Origin of the sequence: Nostoc sp., assembly GCF_036917355.1 — a bacterium.
GTDB lineage: Bacteria > Cyanobacteriota > Cyanobacteriia > Cyanobacteriales > Nostocaceae > Nostoc.
Map to the genome: position 1 here is coordinate 33,215 of NZ_JBALDP010000045.1, position 24,142 is coordinate 57,356.

Below are 24,142 nucleotides of genomic sequence, written 5' to 3' on the forward strand. Positions count from 1 at the left end.
TAAAATTATTTTTGTTTATGAACTTACATTTAGAGGCATCAAGTAAAACAACTGAATCAAACAAGAACTGGTATAAAGCCGATAATTTATCAATGAATTTCAGCTATCAATCCGCAGTGAATGCACTAGGACAAAAAGCACTATCAGGGATTGAATTGTCATATTTGTTCCAAGATACAGTTGTTTTAGTAGCTCAAATATTAGATATAAAATATAGTCGAATTTGGCAAGTACTTTCAGATAGTCATTCTTTACGTAAAGTAGCTAGCATTGGAGAGAACTCGTTACAAACAGACTCTTCTGAGATTAATATCATAACTAATCAGCAAGTACAGAAGTTATTGGAGAATACTCAGCCAATTATTCAGATCAACACATCCTATTGTCAAATAGATGAATTAACTATTCCTTCTCCTTCAGATAGTGTTGCTGGATTGAGTGTGCTAATTCCTGGTGCGAGTAAACCTTTAGGTTTGCTAGAAGTATATGCTACCGAGGCGAGGAATTTTTCTCCAGACGATATTCATTTTTTACAATCCATAACTCATATTTTAGCAACAGCGATTGAACGCAAGCGTTCAGAAGCGTTAATGTACACCCAAAGCCAAATTTTAGAACAAGTGACATTTGGGGTTAACCTATATGAAATTTTTAATAACCTTTGTATTTTGCTAGAGCAAGAATTACCAGAAGCATATTGCTCAATTTTAGTTGTAGATCGAGAAAATCACCGACTGCGGGGAGGAGCGGCACCAACTTTACCCCAAGAATATGCTAAAGGTGTTGATGGTTTGATGATTGGTGAATGTTGTGGTTCTTGTGGTACTGCTGCTTATAGAGGAGATTCAGTATTTGCAACTGATATTGCCAATGATGTTTTATGGGCTGATTTTCGAGATTTTGCTCTAAGTTACAATATTAGAGCTTGTTGGTCATCACCTTTTACTTCACAAACTGGTGAAGTTTTAGGAACATTTGCTATATCTCATAAATTTCCTTGTCATCCTACTCCGCATCATTTAGAAATTCTCAAAACAGCCACCCATATTGCCAGTATTGCAACAGAAACCGTCAGAGCCGCAGAAGCTTTGCAAATGGCTAACAACGAGTTAGAACGAAAAGTTGCAGAACGAACATCTGAATTAAGAAAAGCTTTACTTGACTTACAACAGACACAAGCTCAACTAGTTCACAGTGAAAAAATGTCGAGTTTAGGACAAATGGTAGCAGGTGTTGCCCATGAAATTAATAATCCCATTAGTTTTATTGCTGGTAATCTCGAATATGCAAATCGATATATCAATGATTTACTAGATTTAATTGCAGTTTATCAAGAGCAATATCCCCAGTTAAATCCCACCATAGCAGCCAAAATAAAAACTATTGATTTAGAGTACTTGTGTGACGATCTACCTAAGCTAATGGCATCTATGACTGTAGGTAGTGAGCGAATCACAGAAATTGTTCTTGGCTTACGAAACTTCTCACGACTAGATGAAGCAAAAATGAAGTCTGTAGATATTCATGAAGGTATAGATAATACATTAATGATTCTGAATCATCAGTTGACACTACCTAATAATTTACCTGATATCCAGATAGTTAAAGAGTATGGTAAACTCCCGAAAGCTAAGTGTTATGCCAACCAGCTAAATCAGGTTTTTATGAATATTCTCAATAACGCGATTTATGCCTTAAAGGAGAATCTGAAACATTGGCAGTCTACAAATCAGACACCAACTATTCAAATTAAAACTTCACTCATAGACAAAGAGATGGTTTTGATTAGTATCAAAGATAATGGTTTTGGGATGAATTCAGAAATTCAGGAACATATTTTCGATCCTTTCTTCACTACTAAACCTGTTGGTCGAGGAACTGGTTTAGGTTTATCAATCAGTTATCAGATTGTTGTTGAAAAGCACCAGGGTAAGCTCAGTTGTTTCTCTGCATTAGGTCAGGGAACGGAATTCCAAATTGAAATTCCTATTCAGATTTTAAGTAGTCAGCAATAACATCGCTTTGGCTCTTTGGGGTTCTGACTTTTGATTTATGCAAGAAGACTAATGATTTAAACTTACCATAACGACTCTGTACAACAAAACTAGATACTGGGTATTATGGAATTCCAAATAAAAAAATATCCGAAAACTGAAGCAAAAATCTTCTCTATTTCTCTTCGCCCTGTCTTTTTTGCGTCTAGAGTGGTTATACCAATTTGAAAAATGATTGCGACAGATGGAAAACTGAAACACTTGTCCAATGGATGTTTCATAATCCAAAATCTAAAATCGTTCGACTGAGCGTAGCCGAAGTCTAAAATCCAAAATGGTATTAGTTTATGGTTATGACTATCAAACGTCGAGAATTTCTTACAACCTGTGGACTTGCCACCTTAGCTACCCAGATACCAACACTTACCGTCCAAGGTAAGCCATCCCTAAACACCATCCGCAAGCCGCCCCGCCTGCAACCTGGTGATACCGTAGGATTGATAGCCCCTGCGGGTATCGTTGACGCTAAAGACATCGAAGCAGCGCAGAAATCAATTTCACAGTTAGGGTTAAAAGTCAAGCTGGGGAAACATATATTAGATCGTTACGGCTATTTAGCGGGAAAAGACGACGATCGCGCTGATGATATAAACTTGATGTTTAGCGATCGCACCATAAAAGCAATTATTCCTATGCGTGGTGGTTGGGGCTGCAATCGCATTTTACCCTTACTCAACTATTCGCTGATCCGTTCCCATCCAAAAATTATCATCGGGTATAGCGATATTACTACCCTGTTGTTGGCAATTAATGCCCGTAGTCAAATGGTTACTTTTCATGGGCCAGTTGCTACGTCTACCTGGAATCAGTTTACAGTGGATTACTTCAAGCGCATCCTATTTGATGGTGAAGTTGTGACTATGCAAAATCTCAACCCTAGCGAAGTACGGTTGGAGATAATAGCACCGGGAAAGGCGAGAGGTAAACTTGTGGGTGGAAACTTATCAGTACTATCAGCAATGGTAGGTTCACCTTACCTACCTTCCTGGAACAAAAGCATTCTGTTTGTGGAAGAAGTTGGCGAGGATGTTTATCGTATAGATAGGATGCTAACGCAGTTAAAAACTGCTGGCATACTGAATCAAATTACTGGCTTTATCTTTGGACAATGCACTAAATGTAGTCTTGGAGATGAACCGTCATTTACGTTAATGCAAGTATTGCAACAACACATACTTCCTTTAGGTATTCCTGCTTGGTACGGTTCAATGATTGGTCATATTAAGGATAAATTTACCTTGCCAATCGGTGTAGAAGTGGAAATAGATGCTGAACTTGGGACAATACGAATGTTAGAAGCGGCAGTCAGCCCCTTTGGGGAAGTCAAAAGTTAAAAGTCAAAAGTCAAATAGTTTTAGATTTTAGATTAATTTTGCGTAGCTTGCTTATTGCAGAGCGAGTATCAATTTGGGCGCAACTCTTAGAGATAAATTCGCCTTTAGACCTTTTTAACTTTTGGATTTTGAATCTTCGATCTAAAATCTAAAATCTCAAATTCACTGATTTTGATTAAAATTTTGATAGACAGTATGCATTTCTCCTCGCTATGTTACGCCTAACAGAAATAAAGCTCCCGCTCGATCATCCTGAAGATGAGATCGAGGCTGCCATCCTCAAAAAGCTGCAAATTTCAGACGAAGAATTGATCGGTTATTCCATCTTCAAGCGTAGCTACGATGCCCGTAAGAAAGGAGAGATCGCTCTTGTTTATATTCTGGATGTAGAAACGACTCAGGAAAGCCATCTACTCAAGCGCCTGAAAAAAGATCCTCATGTAATGGCTACGCCAGACATGAGTTATCGCCCAGTGGCAAAAGCACCGAGTAATTTGACAATTCGCCCCATCGTCATTGGTACTGGGCCTTGTGGCTTGTTTACAGGTTTGATGCTGGCACAAATGGGTTTCCGCCCCATCATTTTAGAACGTGGCAAAAAAGTTCGCGATCGCACTGCTGATACTTTTGGTTTTTGGAAGAAAAAATCAGACTTCAACCCAGAATCCAATGCCCAGTTTGGCGAAGGTGGGGCGGGTACATTTTCCGATGGCAAACTCTACAGTCAAGTCAAAGATCCTCAGCACTATGGGCGCAAGGTACTAACCGAACTTGTCAATGCGGGAGCCTCACCAGAAATTCTCTATATCAACAAACCGCATATCGGCACTTTTAAACTAGTCGGAATCGTCCAAAGTATGCGTGCCAAAATCGAATCCCTCGGTGGCGAAATTCGCTTTCAAAGCCTAGTGGAAGATATTAACATCGAAAATGGACAGGTGCGGGGAGTCACCCTCGCTAGTGGGGAATATATCGCCAGCGATTATGTAGTTCTGGCGGTAGGGCACAGCGCCCGCGATACCTTCCAAATGCTATTTGAACGCGGGGTTTACATAGAGCCGAAACCTTTTTCCATCGGCTTTCGGATCGAACATCCCCAGACTCTCATCGACCAATGTCGTTTTGGCGCTCAAGCTGGTCATAAGCTTTTAGGTGCTGCCGATTACAAACTGGTTCACCACTGCCAAAATGGTCGTTCTGTCTATAGTTTTTGTATGTGTCCGGGAGGTTTGGTAGTTGCCGCTGCATCAGAACCGGGGCGACTTGTCACCAATGGGATGAGCCAATACTCTCGCAATGAGCGCAATGCCAACAGTGCGATCGTTGTGGGCATCACCCCCGAAGATTATCCGGGCAATGCCTTGGCAGGAATCGACTTCCAACGGCGCTTGGAAGAACGGGCTTTTGAATTGGGCGGCGGGACTTATGAAGCTCCAGGACAGTTGGTGGGAGACTTTCTCAACCATCGCCCCTCGACAGCATTGGGCACTGTTAAACCGTCTTATACACCTGGGGTACACTTGGGCGATTTGAGTGAGAGTTTACCAGATTATGCGATCGCAGCCATCCGTGAAGCACTTCCCGCTTTTGACAAACAAATTAAAGGATTTGCAATGGATGATGCCGTGTTGACTGGGGTAGAAACCCGCACATCATCACCGATTCGGATTAAACGCAAAGAAGATTATCAGAGTTTAAATACAATCGGTCTTTATCCAGCTGGTGAAGGCGCGGGATACGCCGGGGGAATCCTCTCGGCTGGTATCGATGGTATCAAGGTAGCGGAGGCGGTGGCTTTAAGTATATTGCAAACCGTAAATCACAAAATCTGAGAAGATACGTTTTATGGATGGTTGTTTCTAAAAGGGGAAAGGCGATCGCATCTTAAGAAACAACATCCATTTGACATACAAAATTTATTTGCTGTGAATTGATGACAATAGGTGTAGGAAAAACTAAATTCTGGAACGTTTCACAGCCTGGTAGTCTCGAAATACTTCACGCCACAAATGTTCTTGTTTCATCTTCTCGCTATACTCATGAAACTTTAACCCTGGGAATCATCAATCAAAGAACAGCCTTACTTAGTTCAAAACAGAAACTTTATTCAATATCTGTGGATTATATCGTGGTAATTAATCCTGATGATGTTTACACTTGCCATACATAAAATCAATTCAGTTTATTACTTGCAAACGCTTCAAAATTTCTTTTATAAAAAGTAGCTTTATGAATATTAGCAGCATTTTATCAAACACCCAGATAACAGAAAAAGTTCGGATTCTGGTTGTTGAAGATGAGTATATCCTGTCAATGAATTTACAAGAAACTTTAGAACTGCTGGGATACACTGTTTTAGATATTATCGATACGGCAGAAACGGCCATTGAGAAAGCTGGTGAACTGCTCCCAAACTTGGTTTTAATGGATATCCAGTTGCGGGGTGAGATGGACGGTATTCAGGCGGCGGAGCTAATCTGGAATCGTTTTCAAGTCCCTGTCGTTTATATTACCGGACATTCTGACAAAAGCACTGTGGAACGAGCTAACATGACATTTGCTTTTGGTTACATCCTCAAACCTGTCAAGGAACAACAACTTTATGTTGCTATTCAAACAGCACTCAATCGCTATCAACGGGAGCAATTGTCACAATCTCAACGGCTCAACCAGTTGAAAAATAATTTTCTAGCAACCGCCTCTCATGAAATGCGAATGCCCTTATCGAATATCAAAATGACAATCTCCGTGCTAGAAAATATTCTGGAGCGAGAGGGCATTTTAAATTCAGAGCTACTTTCTCCATTTGAGTCTGTAGCTGGCTACGTAACTATTCTACATCAACAGTGTGAAAAAGGGCTAGATTTGGTCAACACTTTGCTGTCTTTGCAAATGATTGATACAGATGCATATCCATTAGAATTAACTTCATTTCAACTTCAAGACTGGCTTCCTCATCTAACCTTGTATTTTCGAGAACTTGCTCGTTCTCAAAAACAGATTTTCCAGGTTAATATTCCTCAAGATTTACCACCTATGGTTTCAGACTTAGGTGTTGTTAGCAAAATTATCTCCGAATTACTCAACAATGCCTGCAAATATTCTCCTCCTGATGAAGAGATTAGATTAACCGTCCAGACTATCTACATGACAAAAAATGCAATCGATAAAGACGATCTATCTGGTATGACAATTAATTCTCAAGTACCCTTCTTTCAAATTACAATTAGCAACTCTGGCGTAATAATCCCTAAAAAAGAGCAATCTCGAATATTTGAGCCATTTTACCGAATTCCTTACAACGATTTCTGGAAAATTGGCGGGACAGGATTGGGCTTGACATTAGTTAAGAAGCTTATAGAATGTCTCCAAGGCACAATAGAAGTTACCAATATTGAAGATTGCACAAGATTCACTGTCTTATTACCGTTAAGCCTGTCAGATTTATCATCTTAAGCAAACATTATATTGCTCTCCACGCGCAGAGAAAGCAAATAGATTTTACAAGTCACCTGGAAAAGCCTAGTCTTATACAGAAGAATTCAGGAGTAAAATACGTTTTATACCTTTCTTTCAGCTTTATTCTATTTCATTCTGTGTGTTATTCATGCCAATATCAATTCTAATATCAAGCCCCACCTAGATACATTTCGAGGTAGGGCTTTTGTTTTTATGGCTGGAATCGATATGCAATCATGTATTAAGCGCGATGGCGTAAACGCCCGCCATAGGCGATCGCAATGGGAAATTTAGCCGAACGTTAAAGCTGGTTCTTCGCAGAAGTTAAATAGGGCTGACTCACTTTCTGATTCATCTTCAAAGACAGCAGAGATATACCATTCACAGGGCGAATCGTTCGTATATTCAGCCCAAGCAATTGTTACTGTTTCACCCGATGGAATCCCTGAATCACTCAAGGTAAATGAAGCCCAATCTTCATCATCGAGAGATACCCACAACTCTGTAATTGCCTGTTCGGTGTCATTGGTAACAGTAAACGTGAATTGATCTGACATAAATAGCCCCTTAGCTATAAATAAATTGCAGGTTGTCAGTCACCGATTATACTGCCACTTTTTTTAAACGTTGTCATCATAACTGCCAGAATATAGACTAATAATTGGTTTCAAGCTTTTTTTGGCTAAATTTAAATTTGTTAAAGAGTATTAAAAATATCACAGGTAAGACGCGATGAATCGCCGTCTCTACAAATAATCGGTCTTTTGTAGAGACAACGATTTATCGCGTCTTTGTCTTAATACAACTCATATTTCATTAACTGACAAGGCAGCGCTCCGTTGTACACGGCAATTCGCTGGGACGATTTTAGTCCAATCGATTGAGACAGTTCCTTGTTGCCACTGAGTACAAATGCAGTCCAGCCTTTGAAGCGTTGTTTCAATACATCGCCCAAAAGTTTGTAAAATGCACCTAGATCGCTATCTCGCCCCAGTCGTTCGCCATAGGGTGGATTGCAGAATAAAATCCCACTGTCTGCAGGGGCGACAACATCAGCAAGCTCCATTTGAGAAAACCATACATGGTTATCAACGCCGCAGTTTTGAGCATTGTTAATCGCTTGCTCAATTATATTTTCATCGCGATCGCTTCCCCAAATAGGTGCAGTCAGGGTATCTAGTTGACTGTCCTTAGCTTCTTGGAGCAGCTTTTCTAAAAGGGGCAGATCAAAATCGAGCCAATTTTCAAATCCAAAGCTATCGCGAAACAGCCCTGGTGCGATATTCAGTGCCTTTAAGCTAGCTTCCAGGGGTAAAGTGCCAGATCCACACAGAGGATCGTAGAACATCTGGTTTGGTTGCCAACCCGAAAGTTGAATCAGGGCAGCAGCCAGAGATTCCTTCAGGGGGGCTACTCCCACCGCAGGACGGTAGCCTCGGCGATGCAGACTATTTCCAGAACTGTCGAGTTTGACGGTACAAAAGTCGCGTTCAATATGAACATTAACCCGCACATCTGGGTCATGAAGCTCTACATTTGAACGCTCGCCCAGATTTTCTTGCTGCTGATCGACGATCGCATTTTTGACCTGAAGAGATGTGAAGTGGCTGTGGTTGAGGTGCTGGTTTTTGCCCGTGACATTCACCGCCAGCGTCATATCTGGCGTCAGATAGTTTTGCCAATCGATAGTCTGGATACCGCGATAGAGATCCTTGGCATCAAGGCATGGAAACTCATTGATATTCACCAAGATTCGGAACGGCAGCCTAGCCCAAAGATTGACGCGATAAAGTAAAGTGCGATCGCCCTCAAAGGCTACACCGCAAAACCCCGGCTCTACGGAATGGGCACCCAGTTGCTCTAACTCCTGAGCCGCAAGGGTTTCTAATCCGCGAGCAACCGTTGCAAAATACTGATTCATCCTCTAATCCAAAGCATTATCTTCACTGCTCACCCATTGACGCACTTTAGCTTAACTCATATCTTGTGACATTCTCTCTCGTTAAGTCTGCGATTATAACCTTAAGTAGGGTAGAGACAGGGGGCATTAGGCAGGAGGTAAACCCCTTAAATTTTCGTTTCAATAAGGAGGCAGTAAATATTAGACATCTCCGAAAATAGAACGTAGAGACGTAGCACTGCTACGTCTCTACAAGGTTTCTGGGTAACGCATATTTAATTTCTGGAGATGTCTATTTGCTACGCACCTCAAAATACATATTTTCTTCTTTTTTGTATACCACACCCTACACAAACATAAATAAATTTACTTGCTCTAAAAGAAAGTGGCAGAGGGTAAAAAATATATTTTCTTCCTCCTGCCTTTCTTCGGTAACTCACTACAAGCCCCATAAAAACTAAATCAAGCCTGAGTCAGGACGCAGTAAATATTTTTTGAAAGAGATTATATTTTCTTCAGTTTAAGTACTATCTTAAATCAATTAACCTTGCTAATATCAAGCTTAAATAGTATTCAGCCACTTTCCAATACAACCCATTAATAAAAGTAGTCAGAGGGAAAAACTATGAGTTTAGTATCTGATATTGTTCTGCTACAAGACTTAACATCATCATCCAATGAGGAATTAGTCCAGCTTAAAGCCGTACTTCCTGTGACGGTAAATCGCTTAAGCAACCCGAAGTTAGCAAAGATATTTGGTGATGACCTTAAATTTGGTATTGCTTCCTTCAAAGATAAGCCAATACCGCCTTTTGGAGGTTACGCTGACTATGTATATAAACCAGAAGTAGCTTTGACAAATAATGTCACAACAATTAAAGACAAAATCTTTGACTTTGAAGCTTTTGGTGGCAATGATGGGTCAGAATCACAATTAGATGCACTCTTGTACACAGCTTTAGATAGCGGTGGCAGTCTTGGTTACAGAGTAGGTTCGTTTCGTGTTGTTATAATAGCCACCGATAGTACTTATCACGTTGCCGGCGATCGCGCAGCGGTTATTCCAAGTGATACTATTGCCAATAATGGAGATGGTGTAATCGATCCTAATGAAGATTATCCAGAGATCGGACAAGTAAAAACTGCGCTAGAAGCAAATAACATTATTCCAATTTTTCTAACTACTAGTAATCTTTCAGTCGATTACAAGACACTAGTTACGCAGCTTGGTCGAGGTGGTGTACTGACTCTTGGTTCTAAAAGTGAGAATCTTGCTGATCTCATAAAAGAGGCAGTTGCTCGATCCAGAAATGCGATCGGTACTAATGTCGTTACAACCAATGGAGACGATACCTTTAGTTCGAGGAATTTTTCGGCTGGCGACAAGGTTGTTTTTGCTGGGAATGGTGATGACAGTATTTCACTTTCTTGTGTTATTGGTAATCATTACATTGATGGGGGGGCAGGTTCTGACATCCTGATTGGTGGAGATGGTGCAGATACAATAGATGGGGGTAGTGGTGACGACAACCTTCTAGGGGGTAAGGGTAATGATATTCTTTTTGGCAGTAGTGGAAAAGATATTCTGATCGGGAACAAAGGCAACGATTATCTACAGGGAGATAGTGGGGACGACTTCTTAAAAGGAGGCGCTGGTTCAGATAAGTTTGCATTTGCAACAGGATCAAAGTTTGATATTAGGGAACTCGGAGTTGATATTATTAGTGACTTCACTCCTAAGCAAGACAAGATCCTACTATCTAAATCTACCTTTACTGCTCTAAGTAACTCAGTCTTTCCGACTAAATTAAATTCCGCAGACTTTGCCACAGTGACGAACGATACTTTAGCTGCAAGTAGTAGTGCAGCGATCGTTTATAATAGCGCAAATGGTAGTCTCTTTTATAACCCTAATGGTTCGGCGGATAACTTTGCTGAGATTAATTCCGGGGGTAAATTTGCACAATTGGATGCTACCTCTTTTCCTGCTCTAACTACCGCTAGTTTTGAGGTAGTTTTTTAAGGTTTGTGTCTGATTTAGAGTCCTGCATTTTGTAACTCATCTACCTAAAAACTGCTTTCACAAAAAAAGGAGGCGATCGCCAGGAGCAAATTAAACGGTATAGTTTCAAGATGCCTCTGCTTACCTCAATAGACTACTATCTATTTGAACCATTTTAAAAAGCGAGAGCCTCCCAGACAAACGAATTGAACTGAGATTAATCTATATTTTTCTAAAATCAATCATTGTCTGCCGATAAGCATCTGGCAAACCTGTATCAAAACACTTGCCTTTAACAACATATCCTGTCATTCCCTCTTCCTCACGCAATTTTTCCAGACAAGATGTTAACTGAAATTCACCTCGTTCTCGGAAATTTTGGTTGATATGCTCTGCTATAAAGTCAAAAATTTTCGGCGTTAGTAAATATAAGCCAAATATACCTAAAAAATCATTTTCTGACATTCCCTCTACACGTAAATGCTGTTGTGCATACTCAATAGTCGGTTTTTCATGGAGTTGAGTAACTGACAAAATCGAGTTTAGCTCTTGCCAAACTCCTGTTATACATCCAGCTTTATGAATAATTTCTGCTGGCATTGTAGTTAAGCCAATAACGTTTTGATTAACTTGTTCGTAAACATCTAAAACTTGACGCGCACAAGATTTTTCAATGTCAGATGCATAAATGTGGTCGCCCAACATGAGCAAAAATGGCTCATTTTGTACCCAATCCTTGGCACAAAATACCGCATGACCGTAGCCTAATTGCTCCTCTTGTAACAAAATGGTAATTCTATTACCTAAATCTTCGAGATATCGGCTATATTCTTGATTTTGTGGTGAAAGTTTCTCTAAAAGTTCTTTTTTGGGTGGGTTTTTCAAGAAATCTGCAAATATTTCTTTGTCATCTGGCTGCACCACAATCCCGACTTCTGTAATTCCAGCACTAATTGCCTCTTCAATAATTGCGAGAATCACAGGTTTTGCCCTACCATCTCGATCGATAATCGGGAAAAGTTCTTTTTTGACAACTTTAGTAGCTGGAAACAAACGAGTACCGAAACCAGCTACCGGAATCACAGCTTTTCTAACTTTATTTTTTTGCATAAGCAGTTCGTCACCCCAATTTCTCAAACAATTCCGCCAACACCACATTAGAAAACAAAAATCCTTGGGGATCAATCAAACGCAACCTTCCCTCTGCAATTTCCACCCAACCTTTCTCAAAATACAATTGCAAACACCCACAAATCGCCTCTACCTTTTCTTCGCCAAATGCTTCCGCCAACGCCGCCAAACTCAAACCCTCCGCCAAACGCAACCCCAACATTAACGTTTCTAACAATACTTCCTTTGGGGGAGTTACATCACAATCAATTACACCGCCAGCTTGTACCCACTGGTAATACTCTTTAGTTTTACGCGGACGGGTGAATCGTTTCCCCTCAACATAACTCGCCGCACCCATACCAAAACCATAATAAGGGCGGTTTTCCCAATACACTCGATTATGCTGACATTGATGACCAGGTTGAGCATAATTAGAAATTTCATAATGCTCATAACCAGCACTAGTTAAAACTTGCTGCCCCATCTGGTACATTTTGACTGTGGCTTCATCCGTGGGCAAAGGAGTATCGCCAGGTTTGTAGTAACGACCAAAGGCTGTACCTGGTTCGATGGTAAGATCGTAAATGGAAATGTGAGTGGGTGCGATCGCCACCGTCTTTTCTAAGGAATCTTGCCATTGATCCAAAGACTGATGCGGCAATCCAGAAATTAAGTCTAAGCTAAATACGGGAATCTCGACTTGGTGGATTAGTTCCACAGCTGCAAAAATATCTTCAACTGAGTGCGATCGCCCCGCCCTTTGCAATAATTCTGATTGAAAGGCTTGTACGCCCAAACTTACCCGGTTTGTGCCTGCACTGCGATAGCCTGCTATGTGGGCTAAATCAAAGGTGCCTGGGTCAATTTCCATAGAAATCTCTGCCCCAGACGCAATCCCAAAATGCTTCTGTAGTTCTGTTACTATCCGTTGTAGCTGCTCTATTGAGAGCAACGAAGGAGTACCACCACCGAAGAAAATTGTCTTCAGAGGTTGACCTAATGCTGGTGTAATGGCAATTTCTTGACATAGCACCTCAACATATTGGGAGATAGTACCAGATGTTTCGCCCCGCAAGCGATCGCCCACAACAGATACCGGGAAATCACAATAAAAACATCGCCGCCTGCAAAAGGGAATATGCACATAAGCAGAACTCGCAATTCCAGAAATACTAAATGTTTGACTCATTTTGAGAAAAGTTTTAAGTTAATGCAACTGCGAATTAGAGGCAATGAAAATGAGTTAAGAATTTAGGAGTCAGGAGTCAGGAGCCAGAATAATTGTAAAATCAAGCGTGTAATAACTTCTTGATTTTATTAAACTTAGGTATCAAAGTCTTCTTAATTCTGGATTCTGAATTCTTACAAAATAATTAGTTTATTTACAAGTTTTTGTCTTTTTACAACAAAACAATGAAAAATATTAAGATAAAAGCCTTTAGTTATAATAATTGCAGATATTGTCAGCCTAAACCCTTAGTGTAAGTCAATATTGATTAGTTTATCTTACCGATGAAATAAAAAATACTTAACTTTATCGGTTAACACAGTTGCAGGAAAACAAGACAACCATGCTTGACGCCATTATTATTTTCTCATTTATCTTAGCAGCGTCGGGAATAGGGTTCTACAGCATTGAACTACTACCCAATGGGGCGCTAGATCAGGTAACGAATCTAGAAGCTTTACGCTTAGTTGTTGCCGTCTTTGCCGCTATTATTGGTGGTGCGATCGGGCTGAGTTTCCAGACGACATATCGTCGCCTAGAATCACAAGTCAAAGAAATGCCTCTAGAAGTGATTTTAACTCGTGCGATCGGCTTAGTGATTGGGCTATTACTAGCCAACCTGATGCTAGCCCCACTATTTTTGCTCCCGATCCCGGCAGATTTTGGATTTATTAAGCCATTGGTGGCAGTTGTTGGTAGTATTATCCTCTCCGTTACTGGCATGAATTTGGCAGACACCCACGGGCGAGGTTTATTGCGGTTCATTAATCCCAACACCGTTGAATCAATGGTAGTGGAAGGAACATTAAAACCAGCTAATACCAAAGTTTTAGATACTAGCTGTATTATTGATGGTCGTATTGAAGCCTTACTAGAAACAGGGTTTTTAGAAGGGCAAATTCTCGTACCGCAATTTGTATTGCAAGAACTCCAACAAGTCGCGGATGCTAGCAAAGACCAAAAGCGGGTACGGGGAAGACGAGGACTAGAAATTCTCAACCGTATTAAGGAAGATTATCCCGATCGCATCCTGATTAATGCAGTTGACTACGAAGATATTCCCACGGTGGATGCCAAGTTAGTACGCTTTGCACAAGAAATCAGCGGTACACTGCTAACCAACGACTACAACTTGTCTAAAGTTGCCAGTGTTCAGAAAGTACCTGTTTTGAATGTGAACGATTTAGTGAATGCCGTCCGTCCCAGTTATTTACCAGGCGACAACCTGGATTTAAAAATCCTCAAGGAAGGCAAAGAACCCAGTCAAGGCATTGGCTATCTAGATGACGGCACAATGGTAGTTGTTGAAGAAGGTAGCAGTTATGTGGGTGGTGAACTGCGAGTAGTAGTTACCAGTGCTTTACAAACTACAGCAGGAAGAATGATTTTTGCCAAACCCCAAGCTTCAGCATTGGCGTGAAACAATGGGATGTTTGTTCAATTCGAGTGACACTTGCTAATCGGTGCAGGTTGACTGCACCGATTATTTATTGATTGGACTCACGAGACTCACTTACCTGTAAATACTGTAACTGCTCAATTGATAACCCTGTGACTCTGCCGATCTGTTCTAATGGCATACCAGTACTAAATAGATTTCTTGCCACTTCGAGTAACGCTTCAGCCTTACCTTCGGCCTTACCTTCGGCCTTACCTTCGGCCTTACCTTCGGCCTTACCTTCGGCCTTACCTTCGGCCTTACCTTCGGCCTTACCTTCAGCCTTGCCTTCAGCCTTGCCTTCTTCTAGAATGTCCTGATAAATCGCTGACTCCCGCATAATATCTGACCTCAAAACTCGTTTAATAACCTCTTTATCTAATACTAAACCAGCTAAAATCGCTGTAGAAGCAGCAATATTACTTTGAGTTCTTAATTCTGTAATACCGTTAATTTCCCGTGCCACTTCGTTAAGTATAACTTCTGGATCGATTGTACTGCTTAACACAGCTAATGGTAAAAGTCCAGGTGTTCTCAAAAATAATTCTGTAGGTTGTTCCCAAAGTCTGATAACTGCAAATTCATGTCGTGTCCCAGCAATTGTAAATGTATTTTGTTGCACCAAATTTGAATTTGTCTGCTTGAGGTAAATTACGACTTGATGCATTGCTTTGTCTGGAAAGCGGCGATATACTCGCAATCGATAGTCAATCATCCGAAAAGGAATTTCCGCATCGACTTGGGTTTGAAATTCCAAATGCAATATGCTTTGCTCCGACTGCAACAGAATTAGAGCATCAGCCCGAATGGGTTCGAGAGATAATTCTTTTGGACTTAGTTCTGTTAAATTAATAGATTCGCCTAATAACCATGTAGCGAAGTCACTGGAGAAGTTCTCAACTAAGAATTTGCAGATATTGTCAAACATCTGAATTAGTGTAGTTGGTGCAGATGGGTTCGCATAATGCTGGAAACCTATCTAATACATTGTTTGTATATTAGACCTCTTGGCAAAAGTAACTTTTGCACTCTCGTGGGTAAAGGGGAAAGGTTAAAGGTTAAAGGTTTTTTGTTATTCCTTTCCCCCTTACCCTTTACCCTTTACCCGACAAATGCCAAGAAGTATATTGTGTAGGACTATATGTCCATAATTCCATCAAACTAAAGTCTATGGCTACACAAACAGAGTTATAGATTAGCAGGCTAATTATTTTATGGTCATTTACACAAACATCATATAACTAAAAGTGACTTTTATTTTAGGGCTGATTTGTTGATTGCGTACATACCAAGTTTCGCAGCGTCGTTTTTTTTAGAATTTATACGGCTTAAAGGTACTAAGAGTGCAAAAGTGTTAATACCAAAATATACGGTTGCAGTACTGATTATTCCTATACCAAAACCTGCAACCGATCTCGATATGGTAGACGACTACGAACAGCTACTATATATTTTGTAAATCGGACAGGATGCTTAACATACAATAATAGTGCTATGCCTTTGTAGTTAAAAATTTTAATAAACCACGAAGGCTTAAAAAAATCACAAAGCCGACTTTTGCAACACAACCGTATTTGATGGCTAAATCAATTGTTTCAACAAAACGGCTCGGCAGTCAGTTAATCCACTGGTTGCTTGAAGAAGACCGACGAGAAAAAAAAGGGCCTTACCGCAAAGAAGAAGTACATCGCCAACATTCTTGGTGGCAGGTGATGTGCTTGACTGGTGTAGATTATTTCTCGACCCTTGGCTATCAACCAGGGATTGCAGCACTGGCAGCTGGCGCTCTTTCTCCTATAGCTACCCTGATTCTGGTTTTGCTGACACTTTTTGGAGCGCTGCCAATTTATCGGCGCATTGCTGCCGAAAGCCCTCATGGTGAAGGGTCGATCGCAATGTTAGAGCGTTTACTTCCCTGGTGGCAAGGCAAATTACTTGTACTGTGCTTACTTGGCTTTGTGGCAACTGACTTTATTATTACCATTACCTTGTCAGCAGCTGATGCCACAGCCCATATCATCGAAAATCCGCTGACACCAATTTGGCTTCACAATCAAACGATCGCAGTTACCCTGATATTAGTTGCATTACTAGGTGCAGTTTTCTTGAGAGGTTTCCGAGAAGCTATTGGGATTGCAGTAGTTTTGGTGGGAGCTTATCTGCTGTTAAACTTCATTGTCGTTGGCGTCGGTGTGTATCAGATATTAACTCACACAGAAGCGATCGCTAATTGGCAAACTGCACTTTTTGCACGCCATTCTAACCCTTTGATGCTAATCGGCATCTCTCTCCTTATCTTTCCCAAACTCGCGCTGGGATTGTCAGGTTTTGAGACTGGTGTTACCGTTATGCCCCTGGTTAAAGGTAGCAGTAACAGCACTCCGCAGCATCCTAAAGGGCGGATTCGGAATACACGCAAGTTGCTCACCACTGCTGCTCTGATTATGAGCTTCTTTCTGCTTACCACCAGCTTTATAACCACTCTACTGATTCCAACCGCAGAATTTGCATCGGGGGGCAAAGCCAATGGACGGGCCCTTGCTTATTTAGCACATTTGTATTTAGGCAATGCCTTTGGCACAATTTACGATTTAAGTACTATTTCTATTTTGTGGTTTGCAGGTGCATCTGCAATGGCAGGGCTGTTGAATATCGTGCCTCGCTACCTACCACGCTATGGCATGGCACCTAACTGGGCACGAGTAACCCGACCTTTGGTGTTGGTCTACACAACAATCGCTTTTGTTGTCACAATTATCTTCAAAGCAAGTGTAGAAGCCCAAGGTGGGGCTTACGCAACTGGTGTGCTGGTGTTGATCACCTCAGCTGCCTTTGCCGTCACCTTATCAGCCCACCGTCACCGACAGAAGCGGGCCAGATTCGTTTTTGGCATCATTACACTGTTATTTTTATATACCACCATTGTTAATATCATCGAAAGACCAGAAGGGATTAGGATTGCTGGGTTTTTCATCGGTGCGATCATTTTTACCTCGCTGGTTTCTCGTGTTTGGCGTTCAACGGAACTTCGAGCAGAGCGAATTGAAGTTGACGAACTTGCTAGCCAATTCTTTGCTGAAGATAGCCGGGGAACAATACGACTGATTGCAAATCGGTTGAATAAGGGTGATGTCCTAGAGTATTTTATGAAAGAGAAAGAGGTACGCGAAGACAACCATATTCCAGCCAACGATCCAATTCTGTTTCTAGAAATTCATGTATCCGATGCTTCGGAATTTGCGGATGTGATCGTAGTAAAAGGGGTACAAGTTGGTGACTATCGCATCCTCCGGGCTGAAAGTGCAGCAGTACCGAATGCGATCGCAGCTTTACTACTTTACATTCGCGACCAAACGGGTAAGATTCCCCATGCTTACTTCGGTTGGGTTGAGGGAAATCCCATACAATACCTATTGCGTTTTATCTTGTTTGGCGAAGGTGACATTGCTGTAGTTACCCGTGAAGTACTGCGGCGGGCTGAAAAGAATCCCGAAATGCGACCTGGTATTCATGTTGGGGGTTGATTCAGGAGTGCTGAGTGCTGAGTTCTGAGTTTAATTTTCTGCGTAAGTTCCCTAAGTCTATAAGATTTAAGAGTGCTGAGTGCGATTATTACTTTTTTTACTCAGCACTGGTTACTCAGCACTCAGCACTGTTTCGATGATAGAAGTAGCGATCGCAGCTTTTACCTCAAGTTTGAAGAAATTGTCTTAAAATTTATGTAAATATGAGTCGCTCAATCTGAGATTAACTTTAAAATTATTTAACTTTTTAGAATGCCAGACGCGGAAAAGTTCCACAACCAGCTGGCTAATCACAAGCTGCTGCATCGGCAAGTTAGTAAAAAGTCAAAATCTTCGCTAGTCGCCAGTGGAGAAGAAGGAATGGTGCTTCATTTGCCTGATGGCACTATCCAGGCTTGCAGTGCCGCTAGCGATCGCATTTTGGGACTAACGGCAGAACAGCTTGTGGGGCAAAACTTGCTCGATCCCAAGTGGCAATTTATTCATGAAGATGGCTCTCCTTTACTCAGTAAAGCTCACCCTGCGAGCGTTACTCAAAATACAGGTAAACCTTGCTTAAATGTGGTGTGTGGCTTTTATAAGCCAAATGGTGAGCTAGTCTGGCTATTGTTGTCCTCGCAACCTCTGTTTCAAACTGAAGCAAGCAATCTCTATGCGATCGTGACAACTTTTTCGGATATTACGGCATCTAAGCACGCTCAGTTCGAGGATGACTGTAGTTGTGAACAAAATACTCAACAAGTTGATGCAGATGAATTTCAGATATTGTGGGATAGTCAACGTCTGTTTCAACAAATTGCTGGCACTCTTCCGGGAATACTCTACATTTATGACCTAATTGAGCAGCGAAATGCTTACGTTAATTACGAAATTGCTCAAGGTTGGGGCTACACACCAGTAGAAATCCAGGCAATGGGAAAGGAGTTATTTACTCAACTTCTACACCCTGAAGATTTGGCTCGACTCCCTAGCTATCTTGAAAAATTTAATTATACTCATCAGGGCGAAGTTCTCAGCTTTGAATACCGAATTCTACACGCTAATGGAGAGTGGCGCTGGTTTTGTAGCTATGACACTGTGTACAGCAGAACTGTTGATGGATTGCCGCAATATCTTTTGGGGATCGCTTTTGATATTACAGAGCGACGACACATAGAAATTTCCTTGCGGCAAAGTAATGAAAGGTTTGAGCTAGCAGCAGCGGCGGTTAATTGCCTAATCTATGATTGGGAGATTGGCAGAAATACTGTGGAAAGAACTCAAGGTCTAACCCAGGTTTTTGGCTACACCCAACAAGAAACTGAACCTACTTTCCAATGGTGGCAAGAACGCATCCATCCCGATGACCAACAAAGAGTTAACGACCAATTCATGGCTAGTATGGCCAATGGAAACCGTTATCGCATCGAATATCGAGTGCGTCACCAGGATGGCCGCTATTTGTGGGTGGTAGATCAGGGGTTTGCAGTCCGGGATGAAAATGCTCAAGTCGTTAGGGTAGTTGGTGCGAGTACTGATATTACCGAACAGCAAGCTGCCCTATGGGAACGTCAAAAAATTGAAACAAATCTGCGCGAGAGTGAAGAACGGATTCGGTTGGCCACTAATGCTGCTGAACTAGGTATGTGGTTTTGGAATATCACCACCAACGAGGTAATTTGGACAGATAAATGTCGCCAGCTATTTGGAGTGTCCCTAGAAGCCGAAATCGACTTTGAGATTTTCCTCAACTGCGTACATCCAGAAGACCGCCAATGCATTCATGAAGCGATCGCCCGCTCTCTTGAGGAAAATGTTGAGTGTGACATCGAATACCGCATCCCTTGGTCTGATGGTAGTATTCATTGGATTGCTGCTAAAGGTCGCGTCTTTTATGATGCCGAGGGTAAGCCAGTACGAATGATGGGTACCACCCAGGATATTACCCAACGCAAACAGGTAGAAAATGATTTGCGCCAGCGCGAAACTCAATTAAGGCGGTTAGTTGATTCCAACATTATTGGCATTATGTTCGCCACTCCTGATTACATTACTGAGGCGAACGAGGCTTTTTTAGAAATGGTGGGTTATACGCGAGAGGAACTATTAGCAGGTAAGATACGCAGACAACACATCACCCCACCTGAATATCACGCTCTCGATCGGCAAGGGATAGAGCAACTTTTAACGGTTGGGCTATTTACTCCCTTTGAAAAAGAATACATTCGTAAGGATGGTTCCCGCATTCCCATACTAATTGGTGGTGCTTTGGTGGAGCGAGATCCAGCGTCTTGGATCTGTTTTATTCTAGACCTAACCCCCAGAAAGCAATTAGAAAAGGCACTCAGGCAACAAGCAGAGGAACTTAAACAGGCAAACCGGAATAAAGATGAATTTCTCGCTATTCTCTCCCACGAATTGCGATCGCCCCTCAACCCGATTTTAGGGTGGTCATCGCTACTCAAAAGCCGCAAATTTGATGAAGTGACTACAAATCGTGCTTTAGAAACCATCGAAAGAAATGCTCAATTGCAGATTCAATTAATTGATGAGTTGCTGGATGTCTCCCGAATTATTCGCGGTAAGTTGAACCTGACTTTTGCCACTGTTAACCTAGTAGCTGTAATTGATGCTGCATTAGAAACAGTCCGATTAATTGCCGAAACTAAATCTATCCAGATTAAAGTACAGGTTGACCCCAATGTTGGTAAAGTGTTAGGCGATTATAATCGCTTACAGCAAGTTGTAGGGAATTTACTCTCAAACGCAGTCAAGTTTACTCCCTCTCGTGGTTCAGTCGAAGTCAGTTTATCATTGAGTCGTGAATTAACTTTCCACTCTGCACTAATTCAAGTTAAAGATACAGGTCAAGGTATTTCCCCTGAGTTTCTACCCCACGTATTTGAATATTTTCGTCAAGCCGATAGCAGCACAACCAGGACATTCGGCGGACTGGGACTGGGATTGGCAATAGTTCGTCACTTAGTAGAGTTGCATGGTGGTACTGTAAAAGCAGACAGTCCAGGAATTGGACAGGGAGCAGTTTTTAGTGTCAGACTGCCCGTGATGAAGGAGAGTGACGGTGCAGAGAAAGCAGGAGGAGCAGGGGAGAAATTTAACTCGTCAGTTCTGCGTGGACTACGAGTATTAATTGTCGATGATGATGTTGACACACGAGAGTTTCTGCACTTCTTGCTACAACAGAATGGGGCGTTGATAACTGCCGCAGCATCGGTAAAAGAGGCGCTAAGGGTTATAGCACAGGCTGTACCTAATTTATTAATCAGTGATTTAGGAATGCCAGAAATGGATGGCTACAGCTTGATTAAGATGCTCAGAGCCATGCCTAAAGAGGAGGGCGGGGAGATTCCGGCGATCGCTCTTACCGCCTATGCTGGAGAAAGCGATCGCGATCGAGTTTTAGCAGCTGGTTTTCAGAAACACATTGCCAAACCAGTACAACCAACCGAATTACTCACCTCAATTGCAGATTTGCTAGGGCAAAATCATCGCTAAAACTCTATTTCTGCTCATTAGATTTTAGGCTCAACTGAACCGTACTGAGTTATAAGGAATACACTATCATCAGGCTTAAATCTCAATCAGCTTAACCATGACCAAGAAAGATTTGCTTCGCAACCAAATTTTCACGCTGGAAAATATTCTTTCGCCAGCAGAATGCGCTGAGTATATTACTTTAACAGAAAATATCGGCTATACAGATGCTCCTATTACTACCCACCGAGGTTTTAAAATGCGTCCCGACATCCGCAATAATCAGCGCGTTATGCTAGATGACGGGGAGCGTGCTTTTGATTTATGGCAGCGTGTGTCAAATTATATCCCCAAGACCATTGGTAGATGGCATCCAGTTGGGCTGAATGAGCGTTTTCGTTTCTATCGCTACGATCCAGGTCAGAGGTTTGCACCTCACCATGATGGTCCTTATCGCCGAACTAACGGTGAGGAAAGTTTATTGACTTTTATGATTTATCTGAATGAAGGGTTTGAAGGTGGCGAAACTCGTTTTTATCTTCCTGAATACTACGTAGATTTATTTAATTTAGCTGTGCTTCCAGTAACAGGTATGGCTTTGTGTTTTGTTCACGAACTAGTACATGAGGGCGCTACTATTATCCAAGGGCGAAAGTACGTTTTGCGATCGGATGTTATGTACAGTCAATAGTCGAGATGATTAACCAGTAAAATCAACAAAATTTAATCTAACTCCCGACGGCCTTCCAACGCCCTCGCCAAAGTAACTTCATCTGCGTACTCCAAATCCCCACCTACAGGTAAACCAAAAGCAATCCGTGTCACCTTGGTAAATGGTTTCAATAGCTGACCGATATACAGGGTTGTTGTCTCCCCTTCTACACTCGGACTAATTGCGAGAATTACTTCTTGAGGTTTTTGCTGACTCACCCGGCGCTGTAAAGCTAGTATATTCAACTGATCTGGGCCAATTCCATCAATTGGCGAAATTACCCCGCCCAAAACGTGATATTTGCCTTTGTATTCGCGGGTTTTTTCTAACGCAATTACATCACGAGGATCTGCAACAACACAGATAGTGCTATTGTCACGGTTGGCATTGCGGCAAATTTCACAAACAGGTTCAGCAGATAAGTGAAAGCAAACAGAACATAAGCCTATCTGTTTTTTTGCCTCAACTAAAGCTTGCGCCAAAGCTTCTACTTCTGCTTCTGGTCGCTTCAAAATATGCAAAGCCAGTCGTTGGGCACTTTTGGGGCCAACTCCCGGTAGGCGTTGCAATTGTTCAATTAACCGTGCTAAAGGGCGTGCGTAAACCGTTGTCTTGTCTCCAGAATGTTTTCACTTTAACTATGATGACATTTTTTGAGTACTTCCATCAGGCGCAACACTTCTAACTCGCGATCGCTAAGTTCTGGATTTTGCAGCAACTTTACCAGTTTTGTGTCCTTTGCTGTGAACCTTAGTTTTCAAACACGCCCTAGCTAAAACTCATCCTAACCACTCAGGATTTTTGGCTGTACTATCAAATTGGTTAGTAGTTTTAAACAGTTCATACTGACCTTTGAGAGCAGCTTGGCGAGTCCGATTCAGTAATGCTCTAACTTGTTCCTGACTCATGGGTGTAAAAGTACGTACTGCCTCGAAAGCCTGGTTTAAGATGGGCATACTTTCAATGCCTGTAATCACCGTTGAAGTTGGCAGATTCATCGCGTAATGCAGACATTCGATCGGTTTGACTATATTGCTTTTGAGAATGTTTTGGTCGCCCATTGATTTCATCCCCAGTACAGCAATTCCGTCTTGAACCAGTCTGGGTAAAACTTGCCTCTCAAAACTGCGGAAATGGGCATCCATCACATTTAACGGCATCTGCACTGCATCAAAACGGAAGTTGTTTTGATTGGCAACTTCCAACATTCTCAGGTGTACTAAAGGGTCTTTATGTCCAGTAAAGCCTATGTAGCGAATCTTGCCAGCTTTTTGTGCTTCCACCACTGCTTCCATCGCACCACCAGGAGCAAAAATCCGGTCTGGGTCTTCCATGCGAATGACTTCATGATGCTGCAACAAATCAATGTGGTCTGTTTGCAAACGTTTTAAAGATTCATCAATTTGTTTAGCAGCAGCCGCCTTTGTGCGACCGTCGATTTTAGTCATCAGAAAAGCTTTTTGACGATAACCATTTTGCAGAGCTTTACCCATGCGAATTTCGCTACCTCCATTATGGTAATCCCAGCTATTGTCCATAAAATTAATCCCGCGATCGAGCGCAGTACGGATCAGATTAATACCCTCTTGTTCATCTTTTGGTCTACCAATATGATGACCACCTAGACCAATTACAGATATTTGTTCTTTGGTGCGTCCTAGTTGCCTGTAAAGCATTTCCCCTTTTTTAATCTGGAGTGGGGTAGACTGATTTTGCGCTAAAACTTGTTTGGTTAAACCTTGTAAAGCAAATACTCCGGCTCCACCTAAACCAGAAGCAGAAACTACCTTTAGTAAATTACGTCTGCTAATATCCACAAATTTATCCTTTGACCACAGTATGAGAACTTTCATAGCTTTGCATGGAGCAAAATTCGTTGCTTCTAACTGTTGAAGGATAAAGGC

General features: G+C 41.7%; 17 protein-coding genes. 10 read left to right on the forward strand and 7 right to left on the reverse strand.

The window, feature by feature from the left end; all coding sequences use genetic code 11:
* Positions 1-17: 17 nt before the first annotated feature.
* From V7K53_RS12890 to V7K53_RS12910, 5 genes are all read left to right on the forward strand, one after another.
* A complete protein-coding gene (locus V7K53_RS12890) occupies positions 18-2,015 on the forward strand; it encodes a GAF domain-containing sensor histidine kinase (protein ID WP_335197888.1) in 1,998 nt (665 codons plus the stop codon).
* A 332-nt stretch (positions 2,016-2,347) separates the two neighbouring features.
* The gene (locus V7K53_RS12895; RefSeq protein ID WP_335197992.1) at positions 2,348-3,388 is read left to right on the forward strand and encodes a S66 peptidase family protein; all 1,041 of its coding nucleotides are present in this window, start codon (positions 2,348-2,350) and stop codon (positions 3,386-3,388) included.
* Between the two features lie 212 nt (positions 3,389-3,600).
* The gene (locus V7K53_RS12900; RefSeq protein ID WP_335197889.1) at positions 3,601-5,220 is read left to right on the forward strand and encodes an NAD(P)/FAD-dependent oxidoreductase; all 1,620 of its coding nucleotides are present in this window, start codon (positions 3,601-3,603) and stop codon (positions 5,218-5,220) included.
* Between the two features lie 101 nt (positions 5,221-5,321).
* Positions 5,322-5,558, forward strand: coding sequence for a hypothetical protein (locus tag V7K53_RS12905; RefSeq protein ID WP_335197890.1), 237 nt, complete (start codon positions 5,322-5,324; stop codon positions 5,556-5,558).
* A 59-nt stretch (positions 5,559-5,617) separates the two neighbouring features.
* The gene (locus V7K53_RS12910) at positions 5,618-6,844 is read left to right on the forward strand and encodes a hybrid sensor histidine kinase/response regulator (protein WP_335197891.1); all 1,227 of its coding nucleotides are present in this window, start codon (positions 5,618-5,620) and stop codon (positions 6,842-6,844) included.
* A 293-nt stretch (positions 6,845-7,137) separates the two neighbouring features.
* Here the strand turns inward: V7K53_RS12910 and V7K53_RS12915 are convergent, their stop codons facing one another.
* Together V7K53_RS12915 and V7K53_RS12920 are read right to left on the reverse strand one after the other, a co-directional pair.
* Entirely contained in the window at positions 7,138-7,404 is a 267-nt protein-coding gene (locus V7K53_RS12915; RefSeq protein WP_069072185.1) for a hypothetical protein, read from the reverse strand.
* A gap of 239 nt (positions 7,405-7,643) precedes the next feature.
* On the reverse strand, positions 7,644-8,768 hold the full coding sequence (locus tag V7K53_RS12920; protein ID WP_335197892.1) for a THUMP domain-containing class I SAM-dependent RNA methyltransferase: 1,125 nt from the start codon (positions 8,766-8,768) through the stop codon (positions 7,644-7,646).
* 604 nt (positions 8,769-9,372) lie between these two features.
* Here V7K53_RS12920 and V7K53_RS12925 point away from each other — a divergent pair.
* Positions 9,373-10,770, forward strand: coding sequence for a hypothetical protein (locus V7K53_RS12925; RefSeq protein WP_335197893.1), 1,398 nt, complete (start codon positions 9,373-9,375; stop codon positions 10,768-10,770).
* A 201-nt stretch (positions 10,771-10,971) separates the two neighbouring features.
* On the opposite strand, the gene V7K53_RS12930 is transcribed toward V7K53_RS12925, so the two are convergent.
* Positions 10,972-11,859 carry a UTP--glucose-1-phosphate uridylyltransferase gene (locus V7K53_RS12930; protein ID WP_335197894.1) on the reverse strand — a complete coding sequence of 296 codons (888 nt, stop codon included), beginning with the start codon at positions 11,857-11,859 and terminating at the stop codon, positions 10,972-10,974.
* 10 nt (positions 11,860-11,869) lie between these two features.
* The gene (hemW, locus tag V7K53_RS12935) at positions 11,870-13,051 is read right to left on the reverse strand and encodes a radical SAM family heme chaperone HemW (protein WP_335197895.1); all 1,182 of its coding nucleotides are present in this window, start codon (positions 13,049-13,051) and stop codon (positions 11,870-11,872) included.
* Positions 13,052-13,433: 382 nt separating this feature from the next.
* Between hemW and V7K53_RS12940 the strand changes: the two genes are divergently transcribed.
* Positions 13,434-14,510: a PIN/TRAM domain-containing protein gene (locus V7K53_RS12940; protein WP_292775495.1), complete on the forward strand. Its 1,077-nt coding sequence runs from the start codon at positions 13,434-13,436 to the stop codon at positions 14,508-14,510.
* A gap of 67 nt (positions 14,511-14,577) precedes the next feature.
* On the opposite strand, the gene V7K53_RS12945 is transcribed toward V7K53_RS12940, so the two are convergent.
* Positions 14,578-15,456: an Rpn family recombination-promoting nuclease/putative transposase gene (locus tag V7K53_RS12945; RefSeq protein WP_335197896.1), complete on the reverse strand. Its 879-nt coding sequence runs from the start codon at positions 15,454-15,456 to the stop codon at positions 14,578-14,580.
* Between the two features lie 649 nt (positions 15,457-16,105).
* Here V7K53_RS12945 and V7K53_RS12950 point away from each other — a divergent pair.
* The 3 genes from V7K53_RS12950 (at position 16,106) to V7K53_RS12960 (ending at position 22,217) form a co-directional block, all read left to right on the forward strand.
* Positions 16,106-18,052, forward strand: coding sequence for an amino acid transporter (locus V7K53_RS12950; RefSeq protein WP_335197897.1), 1,947 nt, complete (start codon positions 16,106-16,108; stop codon positions 18,050-18,052).
* Positions 18,053-18,304: 252 nt separating this feature from the next.
* Entirely contained in the window at positions 18,305-21,547 is a 3,243-nt protein-coding gene (locus V7K53_RS12955; protein WP_335197898.1) for a hybrid sensor histidine kinase/response regulator, read from the forward strand.
* 97 nt (positions 21,548-21,644) lie between these two features.
* Positions 21,645-22,217: a prolyl hydroxylase family protein gene (locus V7K53_RS12960; RefSeq protein WP_335197899.1), complete on the forward strand. Its 573-nt coding sequence runs from the start codon at positions 21,645-21,647 to the stop codon at positions 22,215-22,217.
* A gap of 32 nt (positions 22,218-22,249) precedes the next feature.
* Here V7K53_RS12960 and recR read toward each other — a convergent pair whose 3' ends face one another.
* Together recR and V7K53_RS12970 are read right to left on the reverse strand one after the other, a co-directional pair.
* Positions 22,250-22,807 (reverse strand): recombination mediator RecR, encoded by a 558-nt coding sequence (gene recR / locus V7K53_RS12965; RefSeq protein WP_292731513.1) that lies wholly within the window; start codon positions 22,805-22,807, stop codon positions 22,250-22,252.
* 210 nt (positions 22,808-23,017) lie between these two features.
* Positions 23,018-24,055: an aldo/keto reductase gene (locus tag V7K53_RS12970; RefSeq protein WP_335197993.1), complete on the reverse strand. Its 1,038-nt coding sequence runs from the start codon at positions 24,053-24,055 to the stop codon at positions 23,018-23,020.
* Between the last annotated feature and the right edge of the window lie 87 nt (positions 24,056-24,142).

What these genes read in the sequence shown, in the direction of transcription:
- V7K53_RS12955 (WP_335197898.1), top strand. Translation starts at nt 18,305, where the DNA reads ATGCCAGACGCGGAAAAGTTCCACAACCAGCTGGCTAATCACAAGCTG.
- V7K53_RS12940 (WP_292775495.1), top strand. Translation starts at nt 13,434, where the DNA reads ATGCTTGACGCCATTATTATTTTCTCATTTATCTTAGCAGCGTCGGGA.
- V7K53_RS12910 (WP_335197891.1), top strand. Translation starts at nt 5,618, where the DNA reads ATGAATATTAGCAGCATTTTATCAAACACCCAGATAACAGAAAAAGTT.
- V7K53_RS12895 (WP_335197992.1), top strand. Translation starts at nt 2,348, where the DNA reads ATGACTATCAAACGTCGAGAATTTCTTACAACCTGTGGACTTGCCACC.
- V7K53_RS12915 (WP_069072185.1), bottom strand. Translation starts at nt 7,404, where the DNA reads ATGTCAGATCAATTCACGTTTACTGTTACCAATGACACCGAACAGGCA.
- V7K53_RS12960 (WP_335197899.1), top strand. Translation starts at nt 21,645, where the DNA reads ATGACCAAGAAAGATTTGCTTCGCAACCAAATTTTCACGCTGGAAAAT.
- hemW (WP_335197895.1), bottom strand. Translation starts at nt 13,051, where the DNA reads ATGAGTCAAACATTTAGTATTTCTGGAATTGCGAGTTCTGCTTATGTG.
- V7K53_RS12890 (WP_335197888.1), top strand. Translation starts at nt 18, where the DNA reads ATGAACTTACATTTAGAGGCATCAAGTAAAACAACTGAATCAAACAAG.
- V7K53_RS12920 (WP_335197892.1), bottom strand. Translation starts at nt 8,768, where the DNA reads ATGAATCAGTATTTTGCAACGGTTGCTCGCGGATTAGAAACCCTTGCG.
- V7K53_RS12900 (WP_335197889.1), top strand. Translation starts at nt 3,601, where the DNA reads ATGTTACGCCTAACAGAAATAAAGCTCCCGCTCGATCATCCTGAAGAT.
- V7K53_RS12950 (WP_335197897.1), top strand. Translation starts at nt 16,106, where the DNA reads ATGGCTAAATCAATTGTTTCAACAAAACGGCTCGGCAGTCAGTTAATC.
- V7K53_RS12925 (WP_335197893.1), top strand. Translation starts at nt 9,373, where the DNA reads ATGAGTTTAGTATCTGATATTGTTCTGCTACAAGACTTAACATCATCA.
- V7K53_RS12945 (WP_335197896.1), bottom strand. Translation starts at nt 15,456, where the DNA reads ATGTTTGACAATATCTGCAAATTCTTAGTTGAGAACTTCTCCAGTGAC.
- V7K53_RS12905 (WP_335197890.1), top strand. Translation starts at nt 5,322, where the DNA reads ATGACAATAGGTGTAGGAAAAACTAAATTCTGGAACGTTTCACAGCCT.
- V7K53_RS12930 (WP_335197894.1), bottom strand. Translation starts at nt 11,859, where the DNA reads ATGCAAAAAAATAAAGTTAGAAAAGCTGTGATTCCGGTAGCTGGTTTC.